The sequence below is a fragment of the Lelliottia sp. RWM.1 genome (assembly GCF_016859735.1).
GTDB lineage: Bacteria > Pseudomonadota > Gammaproteobacteria > Enterobacterales > Enterobacteriaceae > Enterobacter.
Window position 1 is genome coordinate 19612 of the sequence record NZ_WLVC01000010.1, and the last position, 21902, is coordinate 41513.

Here is a 21902-nt window from a genome sequence, read left to right on the forward strand (position 1 = left end):
CTATGTATCACCTTCGAGTACCGCAAACGGAAGACGAGTTAGACGTTTATTACCAGTTCCGCTGGGAAATGCTGCGCAAGCCATTACATCAACCAAAGGGTTCTGAACGTGACGCCTGGGACGCAATGGCCCATCACCAGATGGTAGTGGATGAAGAGGGCAACATTGTCGCTGTCGGGCGTTTGTATATCAATGCCGATAATGAAGCATCTATCCGCTTTATGGCTGTACATCCTTCAGTACAGGATAAAGGTCTTGGGACACTGATTGCGATGACGCTGGAATCTGTCGCCCGGCAGGAAGGCGTAAAACGCGTGACCTGTAGTGCTCGCGAAGATGCGGTAGAGTTTTTTGCCAAACTGGGTTTTGTTAACCAGGGGGAAATCACCACCCCACAAACCACGCCTGTTCGCCACTTTTTGATGATCAAACCCGTCGCAACGCTCGATGATATTTTGCACCGTGCTGACTGGTGTGGGCAGTTGCAGCAGGCCTGGTATCAGCATATCCCGCTCAGTGAAAAGATGGGTGTTCGCATCCAGCAGTACACCGGGAAAAAATTCATAACCACCATGCCGGAAATTGGTAATCAAAACCCACATCACACGTTATTTGCCGGCAGTCTGTTCTCGCTTGCTACTCTCACTGGTTGGGGGCTGATCTGGTTGATGTTGCGAGAGCGTCATCTTGGCGGCACGATTATTCTCGCTGATGCACACATTCGTTACAGTTCGCCCATCAGCGGTAAACCCAGCGCAGTCGCCGATCTTGGTTCGTTGGGTGGCGATCTCGATCGCCTGGCGCGTGGCCGTAAAGCGCGCGTCCAGATGCAGGTTGAACTCTTTGGCGATGAAACCTCCGGTGCTGTATTTGAAGGAACCTATATTGTTCTTCCCGCCAAGCCCTTTGGTGCGTATGAAGAGGGCGGTAACGAGGAAGAGTAACCCCCGGCCATGCCCGGCGTGCTCGCCGGGCTAGCGTTCTGAACCGATCCGCCAGGCGATGTCTCGTATCACATCCCGTGCAGACTGGCTGATCCCGCCAAGCTGGAAGAACCCATGAATAACCCCGAGCCAGTGTTGAGCAGTACATTCCACGCCTTGCGCCGTCAAATGTTGATACAGCGCTTTGCCTTCATCGCATAACGGATCAAATTCAGCTGTAATGATGTGTACCGGAGGCAGGCCGCTAAAATCCTTTCTCCACAGTGGGCTGGCTTCAGGATGCTGGCGTTCAGTATTAGCCAGATACATTTCATAACCGCTGAGCAGCGTATCGCGGGTAATGATAAAGTCCACGCCGTTGCGGGTATAGCTGCCGAAACTGGCTGTGGCGTCAAGCATCGGGTAGATCAGAATAAGCTGCGCGGGCTGCCATATTCCTGCTGCTTTTAGCCGCAGAGCTGTCACCAGCGCCAGATGGCCTCCCGCACTATCTCCGCACAGCGTGAGACGTTTTTTATCCACACCAAAACGTCCGGCATACTGCCAGATCAAATTCGCCCCTCTTTCTGCATCGTCATGTGCGGCCGGGAAGGTGTGTTCTGGCGCAAGCCTGTATTGAACCGCAATCACCCGACAGCTTCCGTAATACGCCAGCTGGCGGAGCTGATTATCATGAGTGGCAAAGCCACCGCTGATAAAACATCCGCCGTGATAGTAGATTACGGCAGGTAGCGTTTCCGCTGAGTTTAAGGGGGAAAAGACACGGAAGGTGATACCTTCAAGCGTCAGCGTTTCTACTTTGACGCGTATCTCTGTCTCCCCCGCAAGCACCGTGCTGTCGACATACCCCGCTCTCCGGTCATCAATATTCTGCTTGCGTGAAGAAGGCCGTCCTGCGGCGATAAAGTCCTGAACCAGTGCCCCAATTCCTTTTTCCAGTACCATTTAATACCTCTGAATACTGTATTAATAAACAGTGTTATAGCCTGGTTTTTAGCTGAAGGAAATGGCGGATTTTGGTGGGGATGAAAATCTGGAAAGAGGCTCGCAAAAGCGAACCGGACGTTTTAAATTTTCTGTTGTGGGGAGGCCGGAGTGAGTATTGTAGGCCGGGCATGCTTGCGCCGCCCGGCACTGTTACAGGAGATTACTCTCCTTCACCCGGGAACAGGAACGGGTTGATGGAGCTTCTGGCAAAGCCCTCTTGTTCCATTTTGGCGTCCAGAATCAGTGAGGCGAGATCGTCCGCAACGGCTTCGACTTTCGGGTCTTTTTCCTGATAAAGGATTTTCAGGTAAGTACCACAGTCGCCACAGCTTTCCGCTTTTATTGCAGCCTGCTCATTTTCCAGTGACCAGTAGTGCAAATCACGGGTCTGCTCGCAGTTGCTGCATTTCACGCGTACCACGTGCCACTCGGTTTCACAGAGATTGCAGTGCAGGTAGCGTAAACCCTGCGTGGAGCCGATCTGCACCATGCTTGCAACGGGCATTGAACCACATACCGGGCAAAACTGGCGTGCTTCACCATACTCGGCCCGGGCTTTCCCGGGAATCAGGCTGGCCATTTGTGCCCAGTAGAGTGACAGCGCAGCCCAGATAAAGGGGGCTTTATCACTGCTGACTAACGCAAAATCAGAGGCAAACAATGCGCTCGCCATCTCTTCCAGCTCATTTTCTGATGCTTTCTCCAGATTCTCAATCACGGCCAGTGCAGTGCCGCTCATCTCAGGCTTAAGCTCAGCAATCAACGAGTGCAGCAGCTTGTGCCAGTGCTTGTCACGCGGCAGTACGTGGATATCCAGCGGCGGTTTGCCCTGATCGTTGGCTTCTTTTATGCGCGCAGTCAGATCCATTTGCAGAGGGTGGTCGTACAAAACCACCTCCTGTGCGTGGGCGATAAACGCTGCAAAACGCAGGAAATCGCCAAGCGGATTGTTCTCTGCCAGCTCGCGCAGACGTTCTGCGCGGCGGTTGTAGAGGTTTTTGAGTCTGGGGAATAACAACGGCGGAATGTACTCCGCCGTGCGTTTCTCGCTCGAACCCAGCTCATCTTGCGGGATTATGCGAATACTCATTCAGATGACTTTTCCTGTTTCTGGCGGACCTCTCGGTACCAGCGTGGGTGGTGCTTCTTCGCCCACGTACTGGTTACCCATCCTTCCACCATCGCGGTTATAGTGCCTTTCACCCAAAGGGCGGCGTAAATATGCACCATGATAACCACAATTAACGCGACTGCGGCAAATGAATGCAGCATTAGCGCAAATCGGATCACCGGGATTGAGAAAGCAGGCGCAAAATACGGACGCCAGATGATCACACCGCTGACCAGCAACAGGACCAGGAAGATAATCGCCGCCCAGAATACGCATTTCTGACCGAAGTTATAACGCCCGGTGTCACCTACCTCCTCGTTGACGACGATCTTACGAATATTCTTCGCCCAAAAGATATCATCCCGATTGATTAGGTTATGGTGCCAGTAACGGAAAAACATGATGATGAACGATGCAAACATAATCACGCCCACAAACGGGTGCAGAATACGCGCCAGCTGTGGCGTCCCCATGATTTGCATCAGCCAGTTGAAGGACGGGAAGAAGAACCCCAGTCCGCTTATGGCCGCCAGCATGAAACAGAAGGCGGTGACCCAGTGGTTGATACGCTCCGGCGCGGTATAGCGCACGATGGTGTCACGTTTTTTCATTTGCGCACCTCGTCTTTCTCTTCATGCAGGTTGTCTTCTTCCTCTTCCGCACGGTTCGGGCCGACACCGACGTAGTGGAAAATACTGGCTGCGAAGGTGGCAGCAAAACCGACGGCTGCCAGTGGTTTCCAGATACCTTTCCAGAATTTCACGGTGGCGCTGATTTCCGGGTTTTCCGGCAGGCCGTGGTACAGATTCGGTTTGTCGGCGTGATGCAGCACATACATCACATGCGTGCCGCCAACCCCGGCAGGATCGTACAGACCTGCATTGTCATAACCACGGGTTTTCAGTTCACCCACGCGTTCTGCCGCCAGCGTTTTCATATCCTCTTTAGAGCCAAAGTGGATAGCGCCGGTTGGGCAGGTCTTCACGCAGGCCGGTTCCTGGCCGACAGTCACACGGTCGACGCACAGCGTACATTTGTAGACGCGGTTGTCTTCCGGGTTCAGTCGCGGCACGTTAAACGGGCAGCCCGCAATGCAGTAGCCGCAGCCAATGCACTGTTCGGACTGGAAGTCGACGATACCGTTGGCATATTGAATAATAGCCCCTTCTGACGGGCATGCCTTCAGACAGCCCGGATCCGCACAGTGCATGCAGCCATCTTTGCGGATAAGCCATTCCAGTTTGTCGTTCTGCTCCACTTCCGAGAAACGCATCACCGTCCAGGACTTGGCGGTCAGGTCGGCGGGGTTATCGTACACCCCGACGTTGTGACCCACTTCGTCACGGAGGTCGTTCCACTCTGAACAAGCCACCTGACAAGCTTTACAGCCGATACAGGTGGTCACGTCGATAAGCTTCGCCACTTCCTGCTGGTGGTCCCGCGCCTGTGGCGCGGGCGTGAAACCGTTAGTCGCGGAACGACGGATAATATCTTGAGATTGGTAAGCCATAATTCATCTCCGTTTACCCTTCATCTTTCAGTGCGCAGGTGCGTTGGTTTCCTTATGCATTCCGGTCGCGCCGTTTTTCTACGCTCCCGAAATGCATGGCGTCACCGTCTGCCTGCAACCTGAAATCTATTGGGTATCCACCTTTTCCACGTTCACGAGGAAGGCTTTAAACTCCGGTGTTTGCGTGTTTGCATCACCGACGAACGGCGTCAGGGTGTTCGCGATAAACCCTTTCTTCGCCACACCTTCATAGCCCCAGTGGATTGGGATGCCGATGGTGTCAACCTGCTGACCGTGAACATTCAGCGTGCGAATACGCTTGGTCACTACCGCTTTTGCTTTAATGTAGCCACGGTTAGAGGAGACCTTCACGGTATCGCCATGTGCGATGCCGAGCTTATTCGCCAGCTTTTCACCAATCTCCACAAACTGTTCCGGCTGTGCGATGGCGTTAAGCAACGCATGCTTTGTCCAGTAGTGGAAGTGCTCGGTCAGACGGTAGGTTGTGCCCACGTACGGGAACTTATCTTTTTTACCCAGCGCTTCAAAATCACCCTTGAAGATACGGGCTGCCGGGTTAGAGATAACGTTCGGGTGCAGCGGGTTAGTCCCCAGCGGCGTCTCAAATGGCTCGTAGTGTTCGGGGAACGGACCTTCCGCCATCTTATCGATAGCAAACAGACGTCCCATCCCTTCAGGCTGCATGATAAATGGCCCGACATCACTGCCTGGTGCGGCAGCGCTATAGTCCGGAATATCCACACCGCCCCATTTTGCGCCATCCCATTTCAGAAGCTGACGTTTTGGATCCCACGGTTTACCCTGCGGGTCAGCGGAAGCACGGTTATACAGAATGCGGCGGTTCAGCGGCCATGCCCATGCCCAACCCAGCGTATTTCCCAGCCCTGACGGGTCGGCGTTATCGCGGTTAGCCATCTGGTTGCCTTTTGGCGTCCAGCTACCGGCGAAGATCCAGCAGCCGCTGGTCGTCGAGCCATCATCACGCAGATGCGCGAAGGTGCTTAACTGCTCGCCTTTTTTCGCCAGCACCGTGCCGGTTGCCGGGTCGATAATATCCGCCAGCGCTTTACCGTTGCTCTCCATTGCCACTTCTTCTGGTGCAGGATTTTCCGGCGTTGAGTAGTTCCAGCTCATGTTCAGAACTTGTTCCGGACATGCCCCGCCTTCTTCGGCGTACATCTTACGCAGACGCAGGAAAATGCCCGCCAGGATCTCGCCGTCGTTCATGGCGATGCCTGGGGCGTCAGCGCCTTTCCAGTGCCATTGCAACCAGCGACCGGAGTTCACGATAGAGCCATTCTCTTCGGCAAAGCAGGTCGACGGCAGGCGGAATACTTCTGTCTGAATCGTCGATGGATCAACGTCGTTGGACTCGCCGTGGTTCTGCCAGAAAGTCGAAGTTTCGGTGTTGAGCGGGTCAATTGTGACCAGGAACTTCAGTTTTGACAGTGATGCCACAACCTTGTTCTTGTTCGGGAACGACGCCACCGGGTTGAAGCCCTGGCACAGATAGCCGTTCACTTTGCCCTGGTTCATCATCTCGAAGTACTGCAGAACGTCGTAACCTTTATCCCACTTCGGCAACCAGTCAAAGCCCCAGCTGTTGTCGGCTGTCGCTTTATCACCGAAGAACGCTTTCATCATCGAGACGAAGAACTTCGGATAATTGCCCCAGTAGTTCACCTGGCCTTCGAGCAACGGTTTTGGCGTGTTGGCCGTCAGGTAGGTCTGAAGGTCGGTCTGCTTCTCGCTTGGCAATGTCATATAACCAGGCAAGCTCTGGGAAAGCAGCCCTAAATCTGTAAGACCCTGAATGTTCGAGTGACCGCGCAGGGCGTTTACGCCACCGCCCGCCATCCCCATGTTGCCGAGCAGGAGCTGAACCATCGCCATGGTGCGAATGTTCTGCGCACCGATGGAGTGTTGCGTCCAGCCGAGCGCATACAGGAACGATGTGGTTTTATCGGGAGCACTGGTTTCGGCGATAAGTTCACATACTTTCAGGAAGTCCGCTTTTGGCGTACCACAGATGTTTTCAACAACGTCCGGGGTATAGCGGGAAACATGCTCTTTCAGCAGGTTCCACACGCAGCGCGGGTGTTGCAGCGTGGTATCGCGTTTCGCAAAACCGTTTTCATCCAGCTCGTAGTTCCAGCTGGTTTTATCGTATTTGCGTTTTTCGGCGTCATAACCGCTGAACAGACCATCTTCGAAGCTATAGTCTTCACGCACGATGAGGCTGGCGTTGGTATAAGCCTCGGTGTATTCACGGTTATATTTTTCGTTGGTCATCAGGTACAGCAATACGCCTGACAGGAATGTGATGTCAGTACCTGAACGAATAGGGGTGTAGAAATCCGCCACTGACGCAGTACGCGTAAAGCGGGGATCGATAACAATCAGCTTCGCACCGTTGTGGATTTTGGCTTCCATCGCCCAGCGGAACCCGACAGGGTGCGCTTCAGCGGCGTTACCGCCCATTACCACGATAAGGTTGGCGTTTTTGATGTCGACCCAGTGGTTGGTCATCGCACCGCGACCAAATGTTGGAGCAAGACTTGCTACCGTTGGTCCGTGTCAGACACGCGCCTGGTTGTCGACCGCGAGCATACCGAGTGCGCGCGTGAATTTCTGGGTTAAATAGCCGGTTTCGTTACTGGATGCGGAAGCACACAACATCCCGGTGGAGAGCCAGCGGTTGACCGTTACGCCATCAGCGTTCTGGGCAATAAAGTTGGCGTCGCGGTCTTCTTTAATCAGTTTTGCGATACGGTCAAACGCATCGTCCCAGCTGATTTGCTGCCATTTATCGGAGCCTGGTGCGCGATATTCAGGGAATTTCAGGCGACTTTCTGAGTGGATAAAGTCCACCAGACCAGCCCCTTTAGGGCACAGTGCACCACGGTTAACCGGGTGATCCGGGTCCCCTTCGATATGGAAGATGGATGCTTTGGCGTTTTTCGCACCGTCGCCGAGGCTATACATTAACAGCCCGCAACCGACAGAGCAGTACGTACAGGTATTACGGGTTTCACGGGTACGCAACAGCTTATACTGCCGCGTTTCCGCCAGCGCTACACCGGGAGCAAAGCCCAGTACCGCCGCCGTTGTGCCTGCCATACCGCCAGCGCAGATCTTAAAGAACTGCCTTCTGCTGACCTGCATGGGTCACTCCTTGTTTCGACATTGCTTAGTGTTTCGCTTTGCGGTCGCAAAATAGCCACAAAGGATAAAATTTGCGTTATTCCCTCAATTCCACGAGGGATATCATCAGAATACCACAATGTCGGTAAGCCTGTTCCAATCGCGTTAAAACAAAGTGAACGTATTATCACTCTGTTGATTATAAAGTGTGATATTAATCACGAAATTTACCCTGAGTGTTACCGGTCTGTATCAGTGCTTCGGTTGTGTCACTCCTAAATGAGTAGGTAAACTTGATGTCTATGAGAGCCGAAAAATTGATCCATACTATGCGTGAGGTCTGCGGTTTATGGTGCAATAGCAGGCTCACTTCTGTGGTTGTTCAGGAATACCGCTGTGTCTAAACAAAACCGTGTTACCCGGTCTTCGCCACTGCCTGAGGGCACTGTGGAATTGTCGGTACACAGACCGCCCCACATTACGCTTGCTACGCCCGATTTTCTGGCGCAAGAAGTCCCTGTTGCCCTGGTTTATAACGGTATCTCGCATGTTGTGATGATGGCCTCGCCTAAAGATCTGGAGCTGTTTGCGATAGGTTTTTCTCTGTCGGAAGGCATTATCGAGCACCCGCAGGAGATCTTTGGCATGGATGTGGTTCAGGCCTGTAATGGACTGGAAGTGCAAATTGAACTCTCCAGCCGCCGTTTTATGGGGCTAAAAGAGCGCCGTCGGGCGCTGGCGGGACGCACTGGCTGTGGTGTCTGCGGTGTTGAGCAACTCAATGATATCGGTAAACCCATAACGCCCCTGCCGTTTACTCAGACGTTTAACCTGGCTCACCTCGACTCTGCACTTGAGCATCTCAATGATGTTCAGCCGATTGGGCAACTGAGCGGATGCACTCACGCCGCGGCCTGGGTTTTACCGTCAGGTGAGATTGCGGGTGGGCATGAAGATGTCGGGCGACATGTTGCACTGGATAAACTGCTTGGGCGTCGCGCGCGTGAGAGCGAAATCTGGCAGCAAGGTGCGGCATTAGTCTCCAGTCGTGCCAGTTACGAGATGGTGCAAAAATCGGCGATGTGTGGCATTGAAATTCTGTTTGCGGTTTCTGCCGCGACCACACTGGCGGTGGAGGTTGCGGAGCGTTGCAACCTGACACTGGTGGGATTTTGCAAACCTGGAAGGGCAACGATCTATACCCATCCGCAGCGATTAATTGTTAATCAGTAATTTTGAATGATGAGAGCAAATCCTTCCGCTTTTAGTTGATGGTGATGGGGTCTATTATTTATCACATCAAGGAAATGCGCCTTATCCAAACAACTTATTGAAAGGGTTTATCTCATGAAAAACATCAAAACTTTTGTTGCAGTTATCGCTCTGGCTACTTCTTTCGGTTCTTTCGCTGCGCAAACTGTTACCGCAACCTCTTCTACCATTGATGGCGCGGAAGCCAAAATTGCAGCACAGGCGAAAGACGCGGGTGCATCATCCTACAAAATTACCGAAGCTTTTTCCGGTAACCTGGTCCATATGACGGCTGAACTGAACAAATAATCGAGTCACACCGTCGAAAGAGCGCCCTCGGGGCGCTTTTTTTTGGCCTGTGTCTGTGATCCTAATTCAGTTATCAAGAAATAAATAAAAAATCGCACCGTATCTATATATTGACATAAAAAATTATCATTTGATAAATAAACGAAGTTATCTTTACAGCGCTACAAACAGTTTTTCCAGCGAATAACATTCCCCCGCCTACAATTTATCGCGAGCCCAAACAGGGGTGTGGTAATAATCTCTTGTGATTATTCCGATACTTTTTATTCCGAGGACGGATAAATGCTGCTTAAAAATGGTATGCCTCCAGAGTATGAAAAAATAGCATTCTCAGTCATTGAGAACTCCATGCTTTATCTGTGGAGCGCCGCTCTGCGATCTGCTGCGGTTCTGGGTGTTGCTGATAAACTCGTTGAGGGTGAAAAAACCGCTGACCAGCTTGCAGGCGAACTGAATGTGGATGCAATCTCACTGTGCAGAATGATGCGAATACTGGCCTCGCGCGGTGTATTCGAAGAAAAATCAGAAGGATGTTTTACACTTACATCTGCCGCGGAGTTTCTGCGAACTGATAATCCTTATTCGCTGCGCGATGCCATCCTGATGCTGACGGACACAACATTCTGGCTGCCGGTATTTGAACTCCCCGACAGGGTTCGCGGTAAAAATGTGTTTAAGTCAATTTTTGGTATGGCATTTTATGACTACTGGTCGCAGCAGGATCACGCTTCGGGCGATACTCTTTTTCACTCAGGTATGTCTTCTATGTCAAAAGTGGAGAATGAGGTGCTGGTTCGCAATGTTGAATTTCCAGAACATACTACGGTAGTGGATGTCGCCGGTGGTTATGGAAATATGCTACTGAATATATTACGGAAAAATCCAACGTTGAAGGGGATATTATTTGATCGCCCGGATGTGCTAAGTGGAAATATGCTTCATCAGCTTGATGACAATTCTCGCTGGACATTAACGCCCGGCAGTTTCTTTGAAAAATGTCCTGCCGGGGATATTTATATACTGAAATATATTGTTATGGACTGGTCGGATGCGGAAGCCATAAAAATTTTGCGTTGCTGCCGTAATGCTATGTTACCTAATGGCAAAATAGTGATTATGGAGCCAGTCGTATCTGAGGGCGAAAATTCTCTTGGTGGATGCGAAATCGATCTGCTTTTGCTGGCGAGCTTTGATGGCGGTCGCATCAGGACGGAAACGGAGCTGCGCGATATGCTTGCAAAATCAGGGCTCCGGCTTGAAAGGATCATCAAAACAGAGACCTATTTGTCTATTGTCGAGGCTGTTGCTGCCTGAGTGTTAGCTTAGCCCCATGAGGCGCAGCAGCGCAGTAACGACTGCTGCCGCCACGATCACCACAATTAATGGCATTTTTCGCCAGGCCAGGAATACCGCAAACCCTACGCCAAACACGCGAGCCATCCCGGCGAAATGCTCCCCTTCATAAAACGTTGTCGCCAGCGCCACTGAGAAGAGCAATACCGTCGCGGCATCAGAGAGCAGTGCCTGGGAACGTTCGGAGAGCGCCAGCCGATTGCCGAGCTTTGCCCCACCAAGACGCATCAGATAGGTTCCTGCTGAAAGGATGGCGATACCAAGAATAAAGACCGTCATGTTTTCCATTATTTTTTCCTCGCGGCAAGGCCGAGTAACGAGAGCAGCACCGGTAAGCCGACTGGGGCAAACGGCACAGCCGCGAGCGACAGAACCGCTCCACTACAGGCACGAATAAGTGTCGTACGATTTTTAAAGGCAGGAACGACTAACGCCAGCAGAATCGCCGGGAATACCGCATCCAGTCCGATGGTTTCGGGAGCGGGTAACAGCTTGCCTACCATTGCCCCCAAAAGTGCGCCGAGTGGCCAGATAATGGCAACGCCCAGGCCGCACAGCCAGTAGGCGGCTTTACGTTGCTCAGGGGTTTTTTGTGACAGACCAAATACCACACTCTCGTCGTTCATGATGTGACAGCCCAGCAGGCTCATTCCCCGTTTACCTACCAGTTCGCGCACTGTTACGCCGAACGGTACGTGTCGAGCGTTCACCAGTAAACCGGCTGCAGCAGCGGCCAGGGGATTGCCCCCGCTGGCTACAATGCCGATAAACATAAATTCTGACGCCCCCGCCAGCACAGAAATAGAGAGCACAAAGGGAACCCAGACCGGGAAACCATAGGCCATCGCCAGCGAGCCGTATGACATGCCGACAACGCCAACGGCGAGGCAAACCAGAATGATTGCTTTTATGGTGTCGCCTTTAAGGCAGGAGAGGTGATGCTTCATACAATTTTAGCCATATCGAACGTGTATCCATTATAATGAACGTATCAATGTCGTTTTACAAGATGAACGATTCGTTCGATTTACAGAACAAGAGGGCGTTTTATGCCGCAGCCAATCAGCGTGATTGCCAAAAGTCTGGTGCGAGAACGCCTGCGAACCGGGCTTTCATTAGCGGAAATTGCCCGTCGTGCCGGGATCGCCAAATCCACACTCTCGCAACTGGAGTCAGGAAACGGCAACCCGAGCCTGGAGACGCTCTGGTCGCTTTGCGTGGCGCTGGATATTCCTTTTGCGCGTTTGCTGGAACCGCAGCTGCCGACAACCCAGGTGATCCGCCGTGGAGAAGGGACGAAGGTGATTGCCGGGCAGGCTAACTACGAAGCAATTTTACTGGCCGCGTGTCCCCCTGGAGCTCGTCGCGATATTTACCTGTTGCTGACTCAGCCAGGCGCAGACCGTATCTCTCAGCCACATCTGCCGGGCTCGGTTGAACATATTATCGTGACGCAAGGACGGGCCATGGTCGGTTTACTTGATGCACCTGAAGAGCTGAGCACAGGGGATTACATCTGCTATCCGGCAGACCAGCCGCATATCTTTAAGGCGCTGGAACCGGATACCCATGCGCTTCTGGTCGCCGAACAAAATTAACGAAGAAACGGAAAATCATGTCGCTTAAAGCCATTGCCAAAGAATTGGGGTTGTCCGTGACGACGGTCAGCCGTGCCCTCAACGGGTATGATGATGTTTCCCGCGAGACGCGTGCCCGCGTGGAAGCAGAAGCCCAACGGCGTGGCTATCGGCCAAATACCTTTGCCCGACGTCTTAAAATGGGCAAAATTGATGCCGTGGGGCTGGTGTTTCCGGTCCATCCTGTTCCGCTCAATAACAGCGTATTTATGGACATGGTCGGCGAAATTAGTCACGAACTTGCGCAACATGAGATCGACCTGCTGTTGATTGCTGATGATGATCTGGCCGACAAGCACAGCTATATGCGCATGGTACAAAGCCGTCGTGTCGATGCGCTGATTGTGGCCCATACGCTCGATCATGATCCGCGTCTTGAACAGCTTCAGGCTGCTGGTTTTCCCTTCCTGGCGCTGGGCCGTAGCCAGTTATCACAGCCCTACGCGTGGTTTGATTTCGACAACTACGCGGGGACCTATCAGGCCACTCGCTGGCTGATTGAGAAAGGCCATCAGCGGATTGCGCTACTGGGTGAAAGTAATAATCAGGCCTTTATCACCCAGCGTCGTCAGGGCTACCTGGATGCATTGCGGGAAGTGGGTTTATCCAGTGAATGGCTACGTGCTATGCCACCTTCACGCCGCGTGGGCTATGCCACAACCCATGAACTGCTCTCCCTTGAGGATCCTCCTACCGCCATTATCACCGACTGCAATACGCACGGAGACGGGGCCGCTATGGCGCTGGCGCAATGCGGGCGTTTAATCGGGGATAATGCGGTTTCTCTGGTGGTGTATGACGGTTTGCCGCAGGACAGCATTGTTGATATCGACGTGGCCGCCGTTGTCCAGTCTACTCGTCAGGGGGTGGGGAAACAGATCGCGGATATGGTGCGTCAGTTAATTAACGGCGATGACGTTTCCGAACTTCAGGTGCTCTGGCAGCCTGCGTTTTCCCCAGGCCAGACGGCCTAATTTCGCCAAATTTCTAAACCCGATCACAGATCCGAAACGTTTTGGTTTGTATCCGAAACGTTTCGGATCAACACTCACGACATCCCGATGACAGGAGATGTCTGATGCACGAATCCATTTTACGACTCGAAAGTAAGACGGTTGATGTGGTGATTAAGACCCACCCATTCGCCGAAATTCTCTACTGGGGGCCTCACCTTCAGCACTTTTCGCCGCAGGATGTAGAAAGTCTTTCTCGTCCCATTGCCAATGGCAGGCTGGATGTTGACTCACCGGTAACGCTGATGGCGGAACTGGGCCACGGTTTGTTTGGCTCCCCGGGCATTGAAGGACATCGGCAGGGGCTGGACGGTTCACCGGTATTCAAAACGACCCATGCACAACCACAGGGGCAAAGCCTGACGATTACCGCGGAAGATACGCACGCGGGATTGCGCCTGACCAGCGAACTGGTGCTTGACGACAGCGGAGTGCTGGTGGTCCGTCATGGTTTGACCAACCTCAGAGCGCAGGCATGGCAGGTGGACCGCTTTGCTGTCACATTGCCGATTGCCGAGCGTGCGCAGGAAGTGATGGCCTTTCATGGACGCTGGATCCGCGAATTTCAGCCGCACCGGGTTCACCTTGATCACGACAGCGTTGTGATTGAAAACCGTCGCGGAAAAACCTCTCATGAACACTTCCCGGCGCTGATTTCCGGTACGCCGTCATTTTGCGAAATGCAGGGTGATGTCTGGGGTGTCCATCTTGGCTGGAGCGGTAATCATCGTTTACGCGCTGAAGCGAAAACCGACGGTCGTCGCTATCTGCAAGCCGAAGCACTCTATCTGCCTGGCGAAATGGCGGTTGAAGAGGGTGAGACTCTCTGGACACCGCGCCTTTTTGCGAGCTACTCCGCGCGCGGTCTGAACGGCATGAGCCAGCAGTTCCACCGCTACCTGCGCGACAACATTATTCGCTTCCCGGAAAACAAACCCCGCCCGGTGCATCTCAATACCTGGGAAGGGATCTACTTTAACCACGATCCGGAATACATCATGCGCATGGCGGATGAGGCGGCGGCACTGGGCGTGGAGCGTTTTATTATCGACGATGGCTGGTTCAAAGGGCGTAACGATGACCACCGTGCGCTGGGCGACTGGTATCTGGATGAGAAAAAATACCCGAACGGTCTGACGCCCGTGATTAACCACGTCAAAAACCTCGGAATGGAGTTTGGTATCTGGGTTGAGCCGGAGATGATCAACCCAGACTCAGATCTGTATCGAGCCCATCCTGACTGGGTGCTGGCTCTGCCGGGATACACGCAGGCAACCGGACGTCATCAACTGGTGCTCAATCTGAATATTCCGGAAGCCTTTGATTATCTGGTTGAACGTATGAGCTGGCTGTTGGGAGAACACGTGGTCGACTATGTGAAGTGGGACATGAACCGCGAACTCGTGCAGCCTGGGCATAATGGTAAAGCGGCTGCCGACGCACAGACTCGTCAGTTTTATCGTCTGCTGGACGTGCTGGGTGAACGCTTCCCGCATATCGAATTTGAGTCTTGCTCCTCAGGGGGCGGGCGAATTGATTATGAAGTGCTGACCCGTAGCCACCGCTTCTGGGCGTCCGATAACAACGATGCACTGGAGCGGAACACTATTCAGCGAGGGATGAGCTACTTCTTCCCGCCGGAGGTCATGGGGGCGCATATCGGTCATCATAAATGCCACGCGACCTTCCGCCAGCACAGCATAGAATTTCGGGGGCTGACGGCGCTGTTCGGCCATATGGGGCTGGAGCTGGATCCCCTTACGGTAGACGCCCAGGAGCGGGAAGGTTACCGACGTTATGCCGCATTGCATAAGCAATGGCGCGAGGTTATCCATCATGGTACGCAGTGGCGTGTGGACATGCCGGATACCACGACGCTGGCGCAGGGGATTGTGAGTGAAGATAAAACGCGGGGGCTGTTTATTGTCAGCCAGCTTCAGATGCCGGATTACACCCTGATGATGCCGCTGCGCATGCCAGGGCTGGAGGCCCGCGCGCAATACCGCATCACACTGCTCGATCACCCGAATATTCGTATAACGGGCGAGGGCGGACACACCATGCGCAAACTCCCGGCATGGATGGAAGCGCCGCAAACGGTAAGCGGTGAGTGGTTGATGCAGGCGGGCATTGCGCTGCCGATTCTGGATCCGGAAACCGCCATTCTGATTGGCGTCGAACGCGTGTAAGGGTGATGGGTCGGGTAACCGGCCCTCCGTTGAGGATAAAAATAATGAACACAACAACCTGTACCCACAAGGACAACCCTAATTTCTGGATCTTCGGGCTGTTCTTCTTTCTCTACTTCTTCATTATGGCTACCTGCTTTCCGTTCCTGCCTATCTGGCTGTCGGATATCATCGGCCTGAATAAAACCCATACCGGTATCGTTTTCTCCTGCATCTCGCTCTCTGCTATCGCGTTCCAGCCGGTTCTGGGCGTGATATCAGATAAGCTGGGGCTGAAAAAGCACCTGCTGTGGATCATCTCTGTCTTGCTGTTCTTGTTTGCGCCTTTCTTCCTCTATGTTTTCGCTCCGCTGCTGAAAACCAGTATCTGGCTGGGGGCACTGAGCGGCGGGCTGTATATCGGCTTTGTCTTCTCGGCGGGATCGGGAGCGATAGAGGCTTACATCGAACGAGTAAGCCGCAACAGCTTTTTTGAATATGGTAAGGCGCGCATGTTCGGCTGTCTGGGCTGGGGGTTGTGTGCGTCGACCGGCGGCATTTTGTTTGGTATCGATCCGTCGTATGTGTTCTGGATGGGGTCGGGCGCGGCACTGCTACTGATGTTGTTACTGGTGGTGGCGAAACCGAAACCCAACCAGACTGCGCAAGTTATGGATGCGTTGGGGGCAAACCAGCCGCAAATCACCGCGAAAACGGTCTTTAACCTGTTCCGTCAGCGCAGAATGTGGATGTTTATTCTCTATGTGATTGGCGTAGCTTGCGTGTATGACGTCTTCGACCAGCAGTTTGCCACCTTCTTTAAATCGTTCTTTGCCACCCCGCAGGAAGGCACTCGTGCCTTTGGTTTTGCGACCACCGCTGGGGAAATTTGCAACGCCATCATCATGTTCTGCTCGCCGTGGATCATTAATCGCATCGGCGCGAAAAATACGTTGCTGATTGCCGGGCTGATTATGGCGACGCGTATTATTGGTTCGTCGTTTGCCACGACCGTTGTGGAAGTCATCGCCCTGAAAATGCTGCATGCCCTGGAAGTCCCGTTCCTGCTGGTGGGGGCATTTAAGTACATCACTGGCGTATTCGACACCCGTCTGTCGGCGACCATTTATCTGATTGGTTTCCAGTTTGCCAAACAGTCCGCGGCGATTTTCCTCTCCGCGTTCGCCGGGAATATGTATGACCGGATCGGTTTCCAGGATACCTACCTGATGCTGGGCTGTTTTGTACTGGCGATTACGGTGGTGTCGGCGTTTACCTTGAGTAGCAGACAAGAGATTGCTGCCAGCCGTAACACGGTGGAGGCCCGTTAAGAAAATGACGCTGCCGCGAGCGCGGCAGCGTTAACGCATTACGCCAGATAAAATACCGGTTTCAGTTCGGCACTTACCGGGCTGTTGTCCGGGTTCGAGGGCATCACTTCACGCATGTGTTTCCACCAGCGCTGACAGACATCGGTGTTGGCCACCGCGTTCCAGCGCTCTTCCGATTCAATCTCAACGGTCGCAAACAACAGGTTGCGTTCTTTATCGAGATAAATGGCGTAATGGTGCGCTCCGTGGTCTTTCAGCACCGCTTCCAGTTCAGGCCAGACAGGGCTGTGGCGACGTTCGTACTCTTTATGCGCGTCCGGGTTCACCTGCATTACAAAGGCTTTGCGGATCATAATGCCTCCAGATACAGCTCACGCACCTCATCACGGCTGGCGGTGCGTGGGTTGCAGGGTGCGCATGGGTCGGCGAGCGCTTTATCCAGCCAGCCTTCGATATCGGCTTTGGTTACACCCAGTTTGCTAAAGCCAGACGGAATACCGACGCGGGCGCTCAGGTCACGAATCGCCTGAATCGCCGACATGCTGGCTGCTTCGTCGCTCATACCACGGGTATCAACGCCCATCGCCTGTGCCACGCGGGCAAAGCGTGACACCGCGTTCGGACGGTTAAAGTTTTCGATGATTGGCAACAGGATAGCGTTACACACGCCGTGTGGCAGGTTGTGCGTCGCGCCTGGCTGGTGTGCCAGAGCATGAACCAGACCGAGACCGGCGCTGTTAAAGGCCATGCCCGCCAGATACTGACCGAAGGCCATTTGCTCACGCGCCTCCAGATTGTGCCCGTCATCCACCGCTTTTGGCAGCCACAGCGTGATCAGGCGAATGGCCTCCAGTGCGTTGGCATCGGTCAGCGGATGTGCACCCACAGAGACATAGGCTTCAATCGCATGGGTCAACGCATCCATGCCCGTTGCCGCGGTGACGGATGCCGGGATATCAAGCATCACGCTGGCGTCATCCACGGCGATATCCGGGATGATGTTCGAATCGATGATCACCTCTTTGACCTGACGCTCACTATCAATAATCACCGCGTTACTGGTCATTTCCGCCGCCGTGCCTGCAGTGGTGTTAATTGCCACCAGTGGCACGCCTGCGTATTTGACTTTGCCGACGCCGGAGTAGGCGGTTGACGGGCCGGGGTTGGCGGTGAGGATTTTAATCGCTTTGGCGGTATCGATTGGGCTCCCGCCGCCAAAGGCGATCACGTAGTCACATTCGGCGTCCTGATAGGCTGTAAATCCTTTCTGCACCAGCGCTTCCGTCGGGTTAGGGAATACCTCGTCAAACAGGTGATATGACATCTGATGCGCATCCAGCGCGGCAAACAGGCTGTCGAGCAGGCCCATTTTTACCAGTTGTCCGTCGGTGACAATCAGCGCTCTGCCCCACTGTTTATTCGCCACCAGGTTAACCATATCGCCAATTGCACCTGCGCCGTGCAGGCTGATTTTTGGCAGTGCCAACATAAAGCTCATGATAATTCTCCTTAATGATGATTTTGGGTAATCCGTTCCCCTCACCCCGACCCGAAAGGCCGCACCAAACAGTCCCCTCTCCCCTGGGGGAGAAGGTGAAGATGAGGGGGTTACATTCGTCTTCGTTGCATAATCCGGCGGGTAATAATCGGCAGTGAAATCACCACGATCAGCATCGTGCCGATGATCACCGACATCACAATACCGGGCACGTTAAGCAGGCTCAGGCCAAAGGTCACCAGCCCCATCAGGAAGGCGGCGATAATCACCCCTACCATACTGCCGGAGCCGCCGAGAATATTGACGCCGCCGAGAACCGCCATCGTCACCACCGCCAGTTCCCATCCCACTGCAATCGTCGGACGCGTACTGCCCAGGCGTGAGGTGAGCAGCACCGACGCCAGACCGGACATTAGCCCCACCAGGGCAAACAGAATCAAATTGTGACGTTTGACGTTGATACCCGAGTACCACGCGCCGGTCGGGTTATTGCCGATGGCATAGGTACGACGGCCAAAGTTAGTGCGGTGCAACATAAAGGCAAATACGGAAGCCAGCACGATGAACAGAGCAAACTCAAAGGACAGCGCGCCCCAGACATAGCCTTGCCCTGGCCAGGCAAAACTCTCCGGGTAGCGGTTCAGCGCCTGATCGCCCAGCAGGATGTAGGTAATGCCGCGATACAGGCTCATGGTCCCGATGGTGATAACGATGGAAGACAAGTTAAAGCGCGTCACCAGAATGCCGTTGAACACCCCGCACAACAGACCGACGCCTAATCCCACACAGATCAGCAGCGGGGTATCCACTCCTGCTGCAGCGCAAAAGCCCATTACCGTGGAGCTCAGCGCGATGGTGGAGGCCACCGACAAATCAATTTCACGGGCGATAATCAGCATGGCCATAGGCAGGACGATGATCGCTTTTTCGGTGAAGTTGAACGTCGCATCGGAGAGATTCCAGATGTTGAGGAAATAGGGCGATGCCATGGCATTAACCGCAAACACCGTCAACGTTACCGCCAGCAGAAAGCCTTCCCAGCACAGCAACCGCTGGAGGAGCCCGGGTGCAGCAGGGACGTTTTTGATCTCTTCAGTGGTCATCATTTTGCTCATGATTTCACCGCCAGTTTCTGACGCGCCAGCGCCGCATCGCGCAGAATCAACCGCCCTTTGCGTTTATTGCCCCGTTCATTGAGCAGGACGGCAATCACGATCACCGTGCCGGAAATCGCCATTTGCCAGAAAGGAGAGATGCCGATCACCGGCAACGCGTTGTTGATTACCCCGAGAAACAGTGCGCCGAAAAGACAGCCGAGCACGCGCCCTGTGCCGCCCATGGTGCTGATCCCGCCAATAACACACGCCGCGACCACCTGCAGTTCAAAGCCGTTAGCAACATCGACATACGCGACGGCAAAACGGGAAATCCACAAATAGCCGCAGGATCCCGCCAGTGCCCCGGACAGGCAGAAGCTGACGAACTGCATTTTTCCTGCGTTGATCCCGGTGTAATACGCCGCTGTGGCATTACCCCCTGCGGTGTAAAGCGCGCGCCCGGTGCGGCTATAGCGCAGGAAATAGCTCACCACCAGCAGAGCGGCGACAGCACACCAGCTCAGCACCGGTAGCCCCAGCACTGCAGTGCGCGGGAGCCCGAGGAAGTCCGCGCCCATTTGATTAGAGTTCACCCAACCACCGCCGGAAAGTAAAAAGATAATCCCGCGATAGATACTCATGGTTCCCAGCGTTACCACAATGGCCGGAATACCGAGTTTCCACACCAGCAACCCGTTGATCATCCCCATCAGCAGGCCGAAGGCGGTGGCAAGAAGCAGCAGCATCCACACCGGGACGCTGGGGTAGTGGAAGTTGATGAGGGCGAAAATCATCCCGGTGAGCGCCAGGTTTGCCGCCATGGACAGATCGATGCCTTTGGTCAGCAATACCATCATTTGGCCGAGGGCGAGGATGATCAGAATAGAGGTGTCGTTAAACATCTCCACCAGGTTCCCAGGGGCAATAAACGATGGCACGCGGCTGCCGATGGCGAGCATCATCAGAAAAATGACTGCCCCGAGCAGCGCTTCGCGGTGTTTCAGCAGTTGTCTGAGCATTACGCTGCCTCCTGTTTTGCGCCGCTGGCCGCACTGACGATGGTTTCTGCGGTGGCCTCACCGGCCTGATATTCCGCCACCATTAATCCCTCGTGCATCACGATGATTCGGTCGGCCATCCCCATCACTTCCGGCAGTTCAGATGAGACGATGATCACCGCCAGCCCCTGACCAACCAGTTCAGACATAAATTGATGAACGGCCGCTTTTGAGCCTATATCGATGCCTTTTGTCGGCTCATCAAGGATGATCACGTCAGGATGCGTAGCCAGCCATTTACCGATCACGACCTTTTGCTGGTTGCCGCCAGAGAGGGTTTCGACCGGTTGTTTCCAACTGAAGGCCTTCACCTGCAAACGTCTGGCGTACTCATCTGCCAGTCGCCACTCGCGATTGTCATGCAGCATCCCATTTGGGTTGAGTTTGCTGAGCTGCGGCAGACTGATGTTCTGGGCAATGGACAGCTCGATAATTGCGCCCTGTTTCTGTCGTTCTTCTGGCACGCAGACAATACCGGCCTGGATGGCATCGGCTGGCTGACGAAAATGTTGTGCTTTACCGTTCAGCACGATTTCGCCAGAAGACGGGCGTGTGACGCCGGAGAGCGCCTGCATTAGCTCGGTGCGGCCTGCACCGACCAGCCCGTAGAAGCCAAGAATTTCACCTTTACGCAGGGAGAACGAGATAGCTGCAAACTCCGTCGGATGACAAAGGTTTTTCACCTCCAGCACCGTCTGCCCTTTTTCACACTCCACTTTGGGGAAGGTCTGGGTAATGGCGCGCCCGACCATCATCGACACCATCCGCTCCTCGGTGATCTCGTTCATCGCGCCCGCGCCAACGAATACCCCGTCACGCAAAATGGTGTAGTGATCGGCCAGCTCAAAAATCTCGTCGAATTTGTGGGAGATAAACAGGATCGCTTTGCCTTCCTGTTTTAAGCGCTCAACGATTTGGTAGAACTCCAGAATTTCATGTTGTGACAGTGCGGCTGTGGGTTCGTCGAGGATCACGACCTGCGCCTCAAACGACAGTGCACGGGCGATAGCCACCATATGGCGCTGGGCGATGCTCAGGGTTTTGAGTGTCGCGCGCGGGTCAATTGGGACATCAAGACGGGAAAGAATATCCTGCGCCCGGCGGTGCATTTCCGGCCAGTCGAGCGTGTTGAAAAAGCCTTTACAGAGATACTGGCCGACGAAGATATTTTCGGTGACCGACAGTTCATCAAATAACACCGTTTCCTGATGGATGGCGGTGATCCCGACTTTATGTGCCGATTCCGGCGTCGGGAGGTGAATTGGAATCGCTTTGTAGAGGATCTCGCCCTCTTCAGGTTGATAGATGCCGGTCATCACTTTGACCAGCGTGGATTTGCCCGCGCCGTTTTCGCCAATAAGCGCGGTGACCTTACCGGGCCATAACTCAAGCTGGACATTCTCAAGAGCACGCACGCCGGGGAAAACCTTGGTGATGCCGTTGAGCTGAAGGAGTGGTGTCATGATAGTT

Annotated in this window: 20 protein-coding genes; 8 read left to right on the forward strand and 12 right to left on the reverse strand. The window is 53.8% G+C overall.

Annotated elements, in window-relative coordinates:
- The first annotated feature begins 2 nt into the window (after nt 1–2).
- Nucleotides 3–944: a fatty acid biosynthesis protein FabY gene (gene fabY / locus GF617_RS10250; RefSeq protein WP_181621540.1), complete on the forward strand. Its 942-nt coding sequence runs from the start codon at nt 3–5 to the stop codon at nt 942–944.
- 30 nt (nt 945–974) lie between these two features.
- On the opposite strand, the gene GF617_RS10255 is transcribed toward fabY, so the two are convergent.
- From GF617_RS10255 to fdnG, 5 genes are all read right to left on the reverse strand, one after another.
- On the reverse strand, nt 975–1889 hold the full coding sequence (locus tag GF617_RS10255) for an alpha/beta hydrolase (protein ID WP_181621539.1): 915 nt from the start codon (nt 1887–1889) through the stop codon (nt 975–977).
- Between the two features lie 202 nt (nt 1890–2091).
- Nucleotides 2092–3021 carry a formate dehydrogenase accessory protein FdhE gene (fdhE, locus tag GF617_RS10260; protein WP_203451608.1) on the reverse strand — a complete coding sequence of 310 codons (930 nt, stop codon included), beginning with the start codon at nt 3019–3021 and terminating at the stop codon, nt 2092–2094.
- The gene (fdoI, locus tag GF617_RS10265; RefSeq protein WP_014172232.1) at nt 3018–3653 is read right to left on the reverse strand and encodes a formate dehydrogenase cytochrome b556 subunit; all 636 of its coding nucleotides are present in this window, start codon (nt 3651–3653) and stop codon (nt 3018–3020) included. Before fdoI ends, fdhE begins: the two co-directional genes overlap by 4 nt.
- Complete coding sequence (gene fdxH / locus GF617_RS10270; protein WP_181621537.1) at nt 3650–4552, reverse strand: formate dehydrogenase subunit beta; 903 nt, start codon at nt 4550–4552, stop codon at nt 3650–3652. The genes fdoI and fdxH overlap by 4 nt, the downstream gene beginning before the upstream one ends.
- A gap of 126 nt (nt 4553–4678) precedes the next feature.
- The gene (fdnG, locus tag GF617_RS10275) at nt 4679–7738 is read right to left on the reverse strand and encodes a formate dehydrogenase-N subunit alpha (protein WP_181621535.1); all 3060 of its coding nucleotides are present in this window, start codon (nt 7736–7738) and stop codon (nt 4679–4681) included.
- A gap of 375 nt (nt 7739–8113) precedes the next feature.
- Here fdnG and fdhD point away from each other — a divergent pair, with 375 nt between their 5' ends.
- From fdhD to GF617_RS10290, 3 genes are all read left to right on the forward strand, one after another.
- Entirely contained in the window at nt 8114–8950 is an 837-nt protein-coding gene (gene fdhD, locus GF617_RS10280; protein WP_181621534.1) for a formate dehydrogenase accessory sulfurtransferase FdhD, read from the forward strand.
- A 114-nt stretch (nt 8951–9064) separates the two neighbouring features.
- Complete coding sequence (locus tag GF617_RS10285; protein ID WP_181621533.1) at nt 9065–9277, forward strand: DUF1471 domain-containing protein; 213 nt, start codon at nt 9065–9067, stop codon at nt 9275–9277.
- Nucleotides 9278–9559: 282 nt separating this feature from the next.
- Nucleotides 9560–10591, forward strand: coding sequence for a methyltransferase (locus GF617_RS10290; RefSeq protein WP_181621531.1), 1032 nt, complete (start codon nt 9560–9562; stop codon nt 10589–10591).
- A 3-nt stretch (nt 10592–10594) separates the two neighbouring features.
- Here the strand turns inward: GF617_RS10290 and GF617_RS10295 are convergent, their stop codons facing one another.
- On the reverse strand, nt 10595–10918 hold the full coding sequence (locus tag GF617_RS10295; protein WP_181621530.1) for an AzlD domain-containing protein: 324 nt from the start codon (nt 10916–10918) through the stop codon (nt 10595–10597).
- Complete coding sequence (locus GF617_RS10300; RefSeq protein WP_181621529.1) at nt 10918–11577, reverse strand: AzlC family ABC transporter permease; 660 nt, start codon at nt 11575–11577, stop codon at nt 10918–10920. The genes GF617_RS10295 and GF617_RS10300 overlap by 1 nt, the downstream gene beginning before the upstream one ends.
- 102 nt (nt 11578–11679) lie before the next feature.
- On the opposite strand from GF617_RS10300, the gene GF617_RS10305 reads away from it, so the two are divergent.
- From GF617_RS10305 to GF617_RS10320, 4 genes are all read left to right on the forward strand, one after another.
- Nucleotides 11680–12228 carry a helix-turn-helix domain-containing protein gene (locus GF617_RS10305; RefSeq protein WP_181621528.1) on the forward strand — a complete coding sequence of 183 codons (549 nt, stop codon included), beginning with the start codon at nt 11680–11682 and terminating at the stop codon, nt 12226–12228.
- Between the two features lie 17 nt (nt 12229–12245).
- Nucleotides 12246–13241 (forward strand): LacI family DNA-binding transcriptional regulator, encoded by a 996-nt coding sequence (locus tag GF617_RS10310; RefSeq protein ID WP_203451609.1) that lies wholly within the window; start codon nt 12246–12248, stop codon nt 13239–13241.
- Nucleotides 13242–13345: 104 nt separating this feature from the next.
- Nucleotides 13346–15469, forward strand: coding sequence for an alpha-galactosidase (locus GF617_RS10315; protein WP_203451610.1), 2124 nt, complete (start codon nt 13346–13348; stop codon nt 15467–15469).
- A 44-nt stretch (nt 15470–15513) separates the two neighbouring features.
- Nucleotides 15514–16779: an MFS transporter gene (locus tag GF617_RS10320; RefSeq protein ID WP_181621524.1), complete on the forward strand. Its 1266-nt coding sequence runs from the start codon at nt 15514–15516 to the stop codon at nt 16777–16779.
- Between the two features lie 38 nt (nt 16780–16817).
- Here GF617_RS10320 and rhaM read toward each other — a convergent pair whose 3' ends face one another.
- From rhaM to GF617_RS10345, 5 genes are all read right to left on the reverse strand, one after another.
- On the reverse strand, nt 16818–17132 hold the full coding sequence (rhaM, locus tag GF617_RS10325; protein ID WP_203451611.1) for an L-rhamnose mutarotase: 315 nt from the start codon (nt 17130–17132) through the stop codon (nt 16818–16820).
- Nucleotides 17129–18277 carry a lactaldehyde reductase gene (gene fucO / locus GF617_RS10330; RefSeq protein ID WP_203451612.1) on the reverse strand — a complete coding sequence of 383 codons (1149 nt, stop codon included), beginning with the start codon at nt 18275–18277 and terminating at the stop codon, nt 17129–17131. Before fucO ends, rhaM begins: the two co-directional genes overlap by 4 nt.
- 110 nt (nt 18278–18387) lie before the next feature.
- Complete coding sequence (locus tag GF617_RS10335) at nt 18388–19392, reverse strand: ABC transporter permease (protein WP_181621518.1); 1005 nt, start codon at nt 19390–19392, stop codon at nt 18388–18390.
- Nucleotides 19389–20393, reverse strand: coding sequence for an ABC transporter permease (locus GF617_RS10340; protein ID WP_203451613.1), 1005 nt, complete (start codon nt 20391–20393; stop codon nt 19389–19391). Before GF617_RS10340 ends, GF617_RS10335 begins: the two co-directional genes overlap by 4 nt.
- On the reverse strand, nt 20393–21895 hold the full coding sequence (locus GF617_RS10345) for a sugar ABC transporter ATP-binding protein (RefSeq protein ID WP_181621515.1): 1503 nt from the start codon (nt 21893–21895) through the stop codon (nt 20393–20395). The genes GF617_RS10340 and GF617_RS10345 overlap by 1 nt, the downstream gene beginning before the upstream one ends.
- Between the last annotated feature and the right edge of the window lie 7 nt (nt 21896–21902).